Annotated in this window: 12 protein-coding genes; 7 read left to right on the plus strand and 5 right to left on the minus strand. The window is 59.6% G+C overall.

Annotated features, from left to right (window positions below; translation table 11 throughout):
- Positions 1-703: 703 nt before the first annotated feature.
- Positions 704-1,756, minus strand: a complete 1,053-nt coding sequence (locus tag NLM33_RS15330) for an NAD(P)-dependent alcohol dehydrogenase (RefSeq protein ID WP_254096853.1) — start codon at positions 1,754-1,756, stop codon at positions 704-706.
- A gap of 310 nt (positions 1,757-2,066) precedes the next feature.
- Here NLM33_RS15330 and NLM33_RS15335 point away from each other — a divergent pair, with 310 nt between their 5' ends.
- From NLM33_RS15335 to NLM33_RS15350, 4 genes are read left to right on the plus strand one after another with little or no spacing between them, the layout of a single operon-like run.
- Entirely contained in the window at positions 2,067-2,387 is a 321-nt protein-coding gene (locus NLM33_RS15335; RefSeq protein ID WP_371930121.1) for a cytochrome c family protein, read from the plus strand.
- Positions 2,388-2,783, plus strand: a complete 396-nt coding sequence (locus NLM33_RS15340) for a VOC family protein (RefSeq protein ID WP_254096854.1) — start codon at positions 2,388-2,390, stop codon at positions 2,781-2,783.
- Positions 2,784-2,817: 34 nt separating this feature from the next.
- Positions 2,818-3,366 carry a gluconate 2-dehydrogenase subunit 3 family protein gene (locus NLM33_RS15345; protein ID WP_254096855.1) on the plus strand — a complete coding sequence of 183 codons (549 nt, stop codon included), beginning with the start codon at positions 2,818-2,820 and terminating at the stop codon, positions 3,364-3,366.
- Positions 3,367-3,392: 26 nt separating this feature from the next.
- Positions 3,393-4,961 (plus strand): GMC family oxidoreductase, encoded by a 1,569-nt coding sequence (locus NLM33_RS15350; RefSeq protein WP_254096856.1) that lies wholly within the window; start codon positions 3,393-3,395, stop codon positions 4,959-4,961.
- A 25-nt stretch (positions 4,962-4,986) separates the two neighbouring features.
- Here the strand turns inward: NLM33_RS15350 and NLM33_RS15355 are convergent, their stop codons facing one another.
- A complete protein-coding gene (locus NLM33_RS15355) occupies positions 4,987-5,367 on the minus strand; it encodes a ribbon-helix-helix domain-containing protein (protein ID WP_254096857.1) in 381 nt (126 codons plus the stop codon).
- A gap of 256 nt (positions 5,368-5,623) precedes the next feature.
- Positions 5,624-6,559 carry a LysR family transcriptional regulator gene (locus NLM33_RS15360; protein ID WP_254096858.1) on the minus strand — a complete coding sequence of 312 codons (936 nt, stop codon included), beginning with the start codon at positions 6,557-6,559 and terminating at the stop codon, positions 5,624-5,626.
- Between the two features lie 97 nt (positions 6,560-6,656).
- Here NLM33_RS15360 and NLM33_RS15365 point away from each other — a divergent pair, with 97 nt between their 5' ends.
- Together NLM33_RS15365 and NLM33_RS15370 are read left to right on the plus strand one after the other, a co-directional pair.
- The gene (locus NLM33_RS15365) at positions 6,657-7,532 is read left to right on the plus strand and encodes an aldo/keto reductase family oxidoreductase (protein ID WP_254096859.1); all 876 of its coding nucleotides are present in this window, start codon (positions 6,657-6,659) and stop codon (positions 7,530-7,532) included.
- Positions 7,533-7,610: 78 nt separating this feature from the next.
- Entirely contained in the window at positions 7,611-8,150 is a 540-nt protein-coding gene (locus NLM33_RS15370; RefSeq protein ID WP_254096860.1) for an alpha/beta fold hydrolase, read from the plus strand.
- A gap of 169 nt (positions 8,151-8,319) precedes the next feature.
- Here the strand turns inward: NLM33_RS15370 and NLM33_RS15375 are convergent, their stop codons facing one another.
- Positions 8,320-8,649 (minus strand): hypothetical protein, encoded by a 330-nt coding sequence (locus NLM33_RS15375; protein ID WP_254096861.1) that lies wholly within the window; start codon positions 8,647-8,649, stop codon positions 8,320-8,322.
- A 990-nt stretch (positions 8,650-9,639) separates the two neighbouring features.
- Positions 9,640-10,017: a response regulator transcription factor gene (locus NLM33_RS15380; protein ID WP_254096862.1), complete on the minus strand. Its 378-nt coding sequence runs from the start codon at positions 10,015-10,017 to the stop codon at positions 9,640-9,642.
- Positions 10,018-10,484: 467 nt separating this feature from the next.
- Here NLM33_RS15380 and NLM33_RS15385 point away from each other — a divergent pair, with 467 nt between their 5' ends.
- Entirely contained in the window at positions 10,485-11,756 is a 1,272-nt protein-coding gene (locus tag NLM33_RS15385; RefSeq protein WP_254096863.1) for a nitrogen regulation protein NR(II), read from the plus strand.
- Positions 11,757-11,772 lie beyond the last annotated feature (16 nt).

An 11,772-nucleotide genomic window follows, 5' to 3' on the forward strand; every position in this document is an offset into this window, starting at 1 on the left:
ACACCTAAGCGGCTCGCAACCAGCGGAGCCATCTATGGTCGGCCTCCCTGCGCACTCTGAACCGGTCGACGCACTTCCTGGAGCAGAGCGCCGTACGCCAGCAGTAGTAGCGAATAAGCCCAAACTTTCCGCCGCAGACGGCGCAGCAACCCGCCGAACCGTGGTGAGGATTCTTGGAGCTCTTGCCCATTCTGGCCTCCTGTCGATATCGCGTGAATAATTCTCCGAGCTTTCCACATAGCACCGCGACCACACGCGAAGTGCGGCGTCGGCGATGGCGTTGGCTTGCAATGTCTCGCGGCGGATACGGACGCCAGGCGCAAGAGCTTGCCTCTGATGCGCGCCTCAAGGCGAAGCGGCTCGTTCTTGGCCGTATCGGTGTGCTTCGCCAGCGAGTACCAGCAGAGGAGGTGTGCAACAGCCGTGCCAGATCTTCGAGGGCTTCTATCGGATCGTCTTCTGCGCCAGCAGAAGACAGAGCTGGACGACATTGGATGATTGCGGGTATCGCCCTGAGACCGGTCGCGTTGCAAATTGCGACGACGACGCAAAATGAGACTTTGTGCGAACCGCGCGGGTATTCGTCCAGCCCCGCAGCATTTGCGCCGCAACATGAGCAGTCTGCGCGGTTGCCTGGACAGACGGAGGGACGTCAAATCCATCGCGAGGAGTGCATTCTCGCGATGGATGACTTGGTTCTGAATTAAGGAATTAAGACAGCGCGTCCATGAATCTTGCCGGCGTTGAGATCGTGCAACGCCTTGTTCGCATCCGCCAGGCGATATTCGGCGGTCGCGAGTTCAACCAAACCTCGCTCCGCGAGGGCCATCAACTCCGTTAGCTCGGCCCATGTGCCGACCAGATTTCCGATGATGTTTTTCTCGGTAATCACCATGTCGACGGTCGGAACACGGATGTCCTCACCATAGCCAACGACGTAATAGCTGCCCATCGGACGGGTCATCGCCAGGCCTTTGGATGTCGTGCCCTTCTCGCCGACGAAATCGATCACCGCTTCCGCGCCGTTTCCGGCAGTCAGAGCCAGCACCGCTGCCACTTCGTTGCCGTCGGCCTTCACCAGATGATCGGCGCCGGACTTTTCGGCCAATTTCAGCGACGCTTCGGACTTGTCCACCACGATAACGTCGGCCGCACACATCGCCTTGAGGCACTGGATTCCGATGTGGCCCAAGCCACCCGCTCCAATAACGACGCAGGATTCGCCCGGCAGAAGGTGACGCGTGGCCTTCTTGATCGCTCGATAGGCCGTGAGGCCCGCATCCGCGTAGGGCGCCACATCCTTCGGCGCGAGCGTCCGCGGCAGCGGCACGATATTGCGTTCCGAGGTGCAAAGGAATTCCGCGTAGCCGCCGTTGCAATCGAGACCCGGAAAAGTGCCGGGACCGTGCATGTCGAAGCCACGACGACAGGCGAGACACGTGCCGCCGGTGATCTTCGGATGAACGATTACCGGGTCGCCTTTCTTCAGGCCCTCAACTTCCTTGCCAACCTCTTCGATCCAGCCTGCATTTTCGTGTCCCATGATGATGGGTAGCAGTTTGTCGCCGGTCGGATCCATATGCGGCTTCCAGACGCCTTCGATGATATGAAGATCGGTCCTGCAGACACCCGCGCCGCCGATACGGACGATGACGTCCGTAGATTTGGTCAGCTTGGGATCCGGCACTCTTTCCTCGCTGACCCACTGGTCGTTGGAAAGCTTCTCGTCATACGCTCTCAATACTTGGGCTCTCATCATCTCCTCCGTTTCCTCGGCGACCTTCGGGTCTCCATCGGCGACGGTGCCTCAGCATTTTCTGTGCCAGTGGGCTTAATTCGCGGCGCCGACCAGCCAATCCTTCGAAATGGATAGCCGCAGTGCTGCGGTGCACCGCGGAACATGTCGATCGTTCGCAATGAAACAACCCGTTACTACCAAGTATGGATTTGTGTCCTCTAAGGTCCTCCATCATCACGGAGGATCGATGGCCAAGTTCGGCTCAATAAGAGTAATGGCGGCCGGCGTTTGCACTGCATTTCTTGTTGCGCCAACAGCCAGCGCTCAGATGCCGCTGCCAGCCGCCAAGCCTCTCGACGGCGCAATGCTGTTCAAACACCAATGCGCCACGTGCCATACCACGAACCTGTCGGACCCAGTCCGACAGGGGCCATCACTTTACAAGGTCGTCGGACGTTCCGCCGGCAGGGCGGACGGGTTTCACTACTCGGATGGATTCGCCAAAGCAGACTTCGTCTGGGACGACGCGAGGCTTGATGCCTGGCTGACAAATCCGCAGGCGCTGATTCCGGGTGCGGTGATGGCCTATCGGCAAGCCAAACCGGAAACTCGCGCTGCGATTATCGCCTACCTCAAGGAGCTCAACTGAATGGCCAAACCGGTTCACTCGATGATCCGCGTGCTCGATGAAGCGAAATCGCTCGACTTCTACAAGCGTGCTTTTGGGCTCGATGTCGCAGATCATCTGAAGTTTTCCGACTTCGCACTGATCTATCTGCGCCATCCGTCTTCACCGTTCGAGGTCGAGCTGACCGTCAATTTCGATCGAAAAGCGGCTTACGCGCTGGGCGACGGCTACGGCCATCTTGCAGTCGTCGTCGACGACGTTGACGCGGAACACAAGCGTTTCGAACGCGAGAATCTATCACCGGGACCTCTGCGCGACTTCAAGCATGACGGCGCGACTCTGGCGCGTTTCTTCTTCGTCGCCGATCCGGACGGATACAAGATCGAAGTGATCCAGCGGGGCGGTCGCTTCGGCTAATTGCAATAAACAAGACATGCCACGGAGGAAACTCATGAGAGAAGTCGATCGTCGCAGCAAATATGATCGCCGCGTGTTCCTGAAGGGGGCGGCTGCAACGGCACCGGCGGTTGCAATCGCGACCAGTATGGGCCTCGGCGTCAGCGACGCGTGGGCCGATGACGCGACCACGCTGACACCAGCGACGCTGAAGACCCTGGTGAAGATGGCGCGCGACATCTATCCACACGATTTCCTCGGCGACAGCTATTACATCACCGCGGTGAAGCCGTGGGACGGCAAGGCAGCCAAGGATCCCGCCATCAAGTCGCTGATCTCCGACGGCATTACCCAGCTCGATAGAGCGGCCAACGACCGTCACAAGGTCCCCTATGTGCAGGTGCAATGGGAGAACGACCGGGTCGCACTGCTCCAGCAGATCGAGCAGACCGCATTCTTCCAGAAGATCCGCAGCGACCTCGTCGTCTCGCTCTACATCCAGAAAGAGGTCTGGCCGAAATTCGGCTACGAGGGCTCCTCGGCCGAGCATGGCGGCTACATCAAGCGCGGCTTCGCCGACATCGATTGGCTCCCGAAAGTCTAGGCTGCGAGCGGTTTGGAGAAAATAACATGGCAAAATTCGATCTCAATGACAGCGGCGTGGTCGTCATCGTCGGCTCCGGCGCAGGCGGGGGAACGCTCGGCAACGAGCTCGCGCAAAAAGGCGTCAAGGTCGTCATCCTCGAAGCCGGTCCGCGTGTCGAGAACCAGGACTTCGTCAACGACGAGTGGGAGAGCTTCGGGCAGCTCGCCTGGTCGGACATGCGCACGACATCGGGAAGCTGGCGCGTCGCCAAGGATTTCCCGAACCTGCCAGCCTGGATCGTGAAGGCAGTCGGTGGTTCGACCACTCATTGGGCCGGCGCGTCGCTGCGCTTCGACGAGCACGAGTTCAGGATCAAGTCGGCCTACGGCGAAATTCCCGGCGCGAACCTGCTGGACTGGCCGATCACGCTCGCGGAGATGGAGCCGTACTACGCCAAGGCCGAGGACAAGATGGGCGTGACGCGGACCAACGGCATCCCGGGCCTGCCTGGCAATAATAATTTCAAGGTGCTGGAGGCCGGCGCCAAGAAACTTGGCTATAAGGACGTCCACACCGGGCGAATGGCGATCAACAGCGAGCCGCGCGATGGCCGCGGCTCTTGCCAGCAGATCGGCTTCTGCTTCCAGGGCTGCAAGTCCGGCGCAAAGTGGTCGACGCTCTACACCGAGATTCCTAAGGGCGAGGCCACCGGCAATCTCGAAGTGCGACCGGGCAGCATGGTGATCAAGATCGAGCATGACGCGTCTGGCAAGGTGACTGGCGTGGTCTATGCCGACGAGACCGGCACGATGCAGCGCCAGAAGGCCCGCATTGTGGCGGTCGCCGGTAACTCGATCGAGAGCCCGCGGCTATTGCTCAACAGCGCCTCCAACATGTTCTCCGATGGGCTCGCCAACTCATCGGGCCAAGTCGGCCGCAACTACATGCGGCACATGACCGGCAGCGTCTACGCCGTCTTCGAGAAGTCGGTGCACATGTATCGCGGCACCACCATGGCCGGCATCGTCCGCGATGAGGCCAGGAACGATCCGAAGCGCGGCTTCGTCGGCGGCTACGAGATGGAAACGTTGTCGATCGGCCTGCCCTTCATGGCCGCGTTCCTCAATCCCGGCGGCTGGGGTCGCCCCTTCACGTCAGCGATGGAGGGCTATCCGCGCATGGCCGGCATGTGGCTCGTCGGCGAAGACATGCCGCAAGCGACCAACCGGATCACGCTCGATCCGAAGGTCAAGGACAAGTTCGGCATGCCGGTCGCGAACGTCCATTTCGACGATCATCCGAACGACATCGCGATGCGTGCCCATGCCTACAAGCAGGGGGCCGCCGTCTACGAAGCCGTCGGCGCCACCGTAACCTACCCGACACCGCCCTATCCGAGCACACACAACCTCGGCACCAACCGCATGAGCGAGAAGCCCAGGGACGGCGTGGTGAACAAGTTCGGCCAGACTCACGACATCAAGAACTTGTTCATCTCCGACGGCAGTCAATTCACCTCGGGCGCAGCCTGCAATCCGACGCTGTCGATCGTATCGCTGGCAATCCGGCAGGCGGACTACATAGCTGCCGCAATGCAGAAGAAGGAGATCTAAGTTCGTCTACGGGCAAGCAGCTCTGTCACTTGAAAAGTGCCAGAGCTGCTTCTTCATGCCGCTTGCGCTCCAAGGCGGAGAGCCGGGACTCCGGCTCGCTGCTCCGCAACACTGATATCGGCGTAACGAAATCACTCTTCGTACTGTCGCCACTGGAGCGATAGATCAGGCAGCAACATCGCAAGAGCGAGGTGAAATTGTTCACTTCGCCGTAATGCTCAAGGACCTCATTGTGAAGAGTTGTCAGAAATTTGGCGAGGCTCATCCTCTCCTTTGCTGCAATCTCTTCCAACGTGTCCCAAAATGCGAGTTCGAGACGAATGGATGTGCAGTGCCCTCCAATCCGCAGCGAACGGGTCTGCGTTTCGTAGTTGCGTTGAGGCTGTCGCGCGAACAGATTGCACATGGCCGTTCCCCTCGGATGCTCTACTTCTTTTATATGGCACAATCGGAAGCAGCAAGCCACAGCAGTGCCAGCCGAGTGCACCTGGGGTTCTGCGCCTAGGAGTTCTGACAGCCGGATTGACCGGCTACATGCGCTGCCGCGGAAGATCTTGAGGATCAGAATATATCGGCAGACCGGCTGGGTTCACGAGAATCCAATCCGCGCGCGGCTCTGAACCCTCAACAAGTGAGCGACTCGCTGCTGGCAAACGCATTGTCTACGCGGTGGACGTTGCCCCAAGCACTGAGTGCGACGGTAGACCCCTTACGAAATCTATGAATGCGCGCAACGGCGCCGGCACGAGACGTCGGCCAGGATAGTAGAGAAAGGGACCCGAAAAGCTTTGCCACCAGGGTTCGAGCACCGGCTCGAGCTGACCCCTGGCGAGATAGGGGTGCAGCCAGTCCTCGAAAAGGGTGATGATGCCGGTACCGGCGATAGCCGCGGCAACGGCGAGATCTGTCGCCGTCCCGACGCTGACCAGCAGAGGTCCTTTGGGCTCGACGCGAACGATTTCGCCCTCACGTTCAAACTCCCACGGGGCCGTCATCGCACCGGACGAAAAACGGCCGCCAAGACAAGCGTAGTTAAGGAGGTCGCGAGGATGATTGGGCCGGCCGTGGCGATCAAGATAGTTTGGAGAGGCAGCGGTTGCGAAGCGCTGAATGCGAGGTCCGATCGGTATGGCCATCATATCCTGCTCCAGACGTTCGTCGTATCTGATGCCGGCATCGCAACCCGCCGCCAGAACGTCGATGAAACTATCCTCCGCAATGATCTCCAGCCGAATGTCGGGATAGGCCGCGAGGAAGCGCGGCACGATGGTGGGCAGCACGAGGCGTGCCGCGCTGACGGGTACGTTGAGACGCAGCGTGCCTGCAGGCCTGTCGCGGTAGTTGTTGACGACGTCGACGGCAGCTTCCACCGCGGCGAATGCTGGTCCGAGCCGCTCGAGGAGACGCTGACCCGCCTCGGTGGGCGCCACGGTTCGCGTCGTTCGGTTCAACAATCTGACGCCGAGTTGCGCTTCCAGCCTGGTTACCGCTTCGCTGAGCCCTGACGCACTGGCCCCGCTCGAGCGAGCTCCGTCGCGAAAGCCACCGGCCCGCGCGACGGTCACAAAAGCGTTCAGTTCACCCAGATCGACTTTCACTGTTCGCTTCTCCGAACGACCCGTTCGGATTGTACCCAGTTATCGAGCACGCGGGCAACGTCTACCTACCGACCATTGGATTTTATGGAGATGACCTATGCCCAACCCCGCCCCGACTGCCAGCTTTGACCTCGGAGACCGCCGCGTGAAGCGGCTTGGCTACGGCGCCATGCAGCTTGCTGGCCCCCACGTGTTCGGTCCGCCCCGGGATCGCGCCGCGGCATTGGCAGTCCTGCGAGCAGCCATCGCGTCGGGCGTGAATCATATCGACACAGCCGACTTCTACGGCCCGCATGTCACGAACCAGCTGATCCGGGAGGCGCTGCACCCCTATCCCAAAGACCTCGTCATCGTCACCAAAATCGGCGCCCGACGCGGCGCGGACGCTTCATGGAATCCGGCCGTCTCGCGCGAAGAGCTCACCCAGGCGGTCCACGACAATCTGAGCAATCTCGGGCTCGACGCGCTCGATGTCGTCAATTTTCGCGTCATGATCGACGCGCATGGTCCGGCCGAGGGCTCGATCGAAGCGCCGCTGAACGTCTTGGCGGATCTGCAACGTCAGGGCCTGATAAGGCATATTGGGCTGAGCAACGTGACCGCCGCGCAGGTCGCGGAAGGACGCAAGATTTGCAAGATCGTCTGCGTGCAGAACCAATACAATCTGGCCCACAGGTCTGACGACGCCTTGATCGACGACCTTGCCCGTGACGGCATCGCCTACGTGCCGTTCTTTCCGCTCGGCGGGTTCACCCCCCTGCAATCGTCCACTCTAACCGATGTCGCTGCAAGCCTCGGTGCAACGCCCATGCAGGTCGCGCTTGCTTGGCTGCTTCGTCGCTCGCCCAACATCCTCCTTATCCCCGGCACTTCGTCCGTCGCGCATCTGCGCGAGAATCTCGCCGCAGCCGAACTCGATTTGCCGGATGATGCGATCGATGAGCTGAATGGCCTTGCCGGCAGTCCCGGTTGAGCGGTTTTCAGGCGCAGCATGGTGCCAGTGCTGCCTCATGCCAAATTGGGGCCGACAGTATGAAAATGGAAAACGCTCATGGACATCGGGCGCCGCAATGCCTTCAAGACCCTGGTCGGTGCGACCCTCGCCGCCGCAACGGCCCCGCAGGCTCTCGCACGTTCTGTCGAGATTGAATCCCGGATTGCCCGCTTGAATGGCTGCGACATTCATTATCGGGTCGCGGGTTCCGGTCCCACCGTCATGCTGCTCCACGGCTGGCCACAAACGTCCTTCGCATGGCTAGGCGTGATGCACAGGTTGGCCGACCTATACCGCTTGATCGCGCCCGACATCAGGGGCACGGGCCTCTCGGAAAAAACGGTATCGAGGTTTTGGATCAGCCTTGGACCGACAGCCTTACCCTGGTCGCATTCAGCGCTGTGTGGACCAGGCGCACTCGGATGCAACACGACTCTTGGCCCAATAATTCGCCCCAATATCCTATTCCACGATGCGCGGATTTTCGATCTGTACCACGTTCGCCGACGCATGCATCTTGCCGAGAAGAAAGCCGCAGAGACCACGCTCTGCTTTGAAATAGGATCGAGAATGAAAGATCGGCCATATAGCCGCTGACGACTTGTCGGAATGGCCGTCGCGAAGGGTGCCCAAGCCATTGAAAAGCTTGGTGGGCGCACCAGGGCTCGAACCTGGGACCCGCTGATTAAGAGTCACGCTGTTGGCCTTGATTTCTCAAGAGAATTTTTCCAACTGAGCCAAAATCCGGTCATTAGAGATCAATGGCTTAGATTGAAAAATCCAACTGTGCACGCGTGTCGGGGGTGGTAGATCCCTCGGCGGTGTTGAAGGCGACGATGCGCACCGGATGGCTGTACACGCCGTCCAAGAGGTCGCGGATTAGCATCTCGCGATACGTACCCTCATCATCATCGGTCTCGTCCCAGGCGCGGCCTACCCATGCCCCAAAGGCGTCCAGTAATACGAGATACATGTCATGGTCCGCATCCTGCGGCACGATCGATGATGGCGAGCGCTGCGACGACGCCACTTCGAAGCGGACTTTCTTCGCATTCCGACTCTCTTCGAATGTATGGGGCTGTGAGCGTCGTCGCATGGCGCGCTCCTTCCAAGCTAGAGTGAGGCGGGAGCGCCTGATGGGCGATCTCATCACCGATACTGACTGGGGTCCGCGCGGTGATGGCGCTTAACGTCTGTCCGGATTGCAGGTTGCTATTCGATCGAGAACATTGACCAAGCCGCCCAGGTAGTCCCGAGAACGTCGGCTAAGCCATGGTGTGTTCTCTGTTAATTGAAAGTAATGTCCGTTGAGGGGCATAGGCTGAATTTCCTCACGCCGATCGGAAGCCCCATCTGCCCCGCAGAGCGGACATCCGGCGCTTATGATGGAACCGCCAATCATCCCGAACCAATGGCCTCCCTCAACCGGCGCACGCTACCGCGCATCTGATGCATGCTGTAACCCGGCAGCAGCTCATTCTGAGGAGGATTGCAATGACGGTTCGCATCGCCGTGCTCGCCGCTCTCGCCTCGTGCTTTGCAATACCCGCTCTGGCGCAATCGCCGCGCCTGCCGGCAATTCCACTTGAGAGTGCGAGGATGCGCAGAAGAAAGCCGCCGCCGAGTTCGAGGCGGCCATCAAGAGACCGCCGTGCGGACCCTTCGAGAAGCTAATGTACAGCCCCGAAGCGATGGTCGCCGCCCGGGAGATGGGTAGTTATCTGTGCCGCAAGTCGGCTATCGGCACGACCTTGAGCGAACTCGTGATCCTCGTGGCCGCCCGCGAATAGTCACAGGATTTCGAATGGAGTTCGCACGCTCCCATCGCCCTGGAAGCCGGTATCGCCAAGGCGATCGTTGACGCGATCGCAGATGGTCGTCGCCCCCGGGGCATGAGCGCCGACGTGTTACGACTTCTCAATCGAGCTTCTCCGCAACAAACCCGTGTCGGACCCGACCTATGAGCGGGCCAAGTCCCGCTTCGGCGACAAGGGCCCTCGATCTCGCGGCTATCAGCGGCTGTTACACTTTCATAGCAATGGTACTGAACGCCGCCCGCGTGCCGGCCAGAGAGAAGCTAATGCGCTCAACTGTTGGACCGGTTGAGGGCACGATCGACACATTGAATGAGGGCCTGTCCGTCGAAAGGCTTCGTGAGAAAGCAGATGGCCCCGCCCGCGACCGCCCGCTCCTGGATTCGAGGATCCGGAAAAGCGGTGATAAAGATGACAGGCGTTCGACGATCTGTGGATGCCAATCGGCTCTGCAACTCGAGACCGCTGATGCCCGGCATGTGAACATCAGAAATGACGCAGGAGGTTTCGCCGAGTTCCGGCGACTGCAGAAACTCTTCAGCCGACGCAAAACCCCGGGCAGCGAATCCGAACGCCCTGATGAGATTTGCCGTCGAGACGCGAATGGATTCATCGTCATCGACAATCGCAATGAGAGATTTTTTTGCCATTGCTGGGGGATTTTAGAGCACTGATGGTGTTTGCACAACTGGGGACTCGACGAGGCCAGAGCTGCTGCAAGCAAAGCGCTGGCCTATCAAGATTCGCTATCGGCGCCTCGCCCCCATCCCCCCACCCAACCAACTTCCTCGCACATCGGATCGCGGTTGATGTGGGCCAATCGGCTTTGCACGTTTGGGGCGCACGGTTGCTGAAGATCATTCTTCGCAAACGGCCTCGCGACCCTACTTTCGTCCACTGCACAACCAATCACGCAGGCCCGCAAAGCGGATGAGTGTTGGTACGAACCTACCATCAGCAGAACCTCCGTGCCCGATCCGCACGCGAGATTGAATACGAGCCAAAATCGTAGTAGCGTTGCTGTCTCTCTGCCTCAGCGTCATCGTGGCGTCCGCAAAGTGGACGCGGATGGCTGCTTCGATATGAGGTCGTGAAACCGGTTGGCCCGAGCATTCTGATGTCGCAACCGGAATTTGAAACGCACTATGCCACACTGAAGCGCGAGATTGATGCTCTCGAGGCGGACCTCGCGGAGCCAAGAGCACGCAAGCATTTTGCAGACGTGAGGCAGCGGATCGAAACGCTCTACGAGACGTTGCGAGAGAACCATCTGCTCCTGCACACCGTCCTCGAAAACAGCGCCGCGAGCATTTACGCCAAACGCAAAGATGGTCGCTATACCTTCCTCAACAGAGGCATGGAGATGCTGTGCAACGTGACTCGGGAGGAGTGCCTCGGCAGAACAGACTATGACGTGTTTCCCGTAGAAATCGCGGAGCAGTATCGAAGCAATGACGTCGCCGCCATGATGACGGGCAAGCTGTCGGAATCCGAGGAAATGTCGAAGACACCTGCAGGTGACCGGTTGCTCCTGTCCAAGAAGGTGCCGCTGATTTCAGACACCGGCGAAGTCCAGGGAATTTGCGGCATCTCGACCGATATAACGGACCAGCGACGGACCGAACGCGCCCTGCGCGAGGCGGTTGAGACGCTGCAGCGCGAACGAGACAACAAACTGCTGAATGTCGAGGCGGCCACAGCCTCCATTGCCCACGAAATACGTCAACCCCTGGCGGCCATTGCGACAAACGGTCTTGCGGCAATAAGATTTCTTGGAATGACGCCGCCCGATCTGGATGAGTTGCAGACGATTCTGAATCGGATCGTCTCCGACTGCCGGCACGCGAGTGAGGTCTTCAACAGCATCAGTGCCCTGTTTAGGAAGGTCGATCACAGCCGACAACCGGTCGATGTCAACGAGATTGCACGTGGCGTGCTGCAATCGCTTCACGGACAGTTGAGGGATCACGGCGTCGCGACCGAAACAGAACTTGCATCCGATCTGCCGCTGGTCGACGGGGATCAGGGTCAGTTGCGACAGGCGGTCTTCAACCTGGTCCACAATGCGATCGAAGCCATGGCCACCACAACGGAAAAACGACGCCTGCTGCGGGTGAGCACACAGCCTCGGGATCGCAACACAATCGTGGTCGCAGTCGAGGATTCAGGACCTGGGATTGATCCTGGACGTTTGAACAACATATTTGACGCATTCGTCACGACCAAAGCGAATGGAATGGGATTGGGCCTCGCGATCTGCCGCATGATCGTTCAGCGTCACGGCGGTCAACTTTCGGCATCGTCTGACGGCAGGACCGGCGCGCGCGTCCAATTCGTTCTGCCGGTCGGATTCGTGGATACTGCACACGCGCGCAACGTCAGCCATTGACTGTTTCGGTTTCCTG

The sequence above is a fragment of the Bradyrhizobium sp. CCGUVB1N3 genome, assembly GCF_024199925.1.
GTDB lineage: Bacteria > Pseudomonadota > Alphaproteobacteria > Rhizobiales > Xanthobacteraceae > Bradyrhizobium.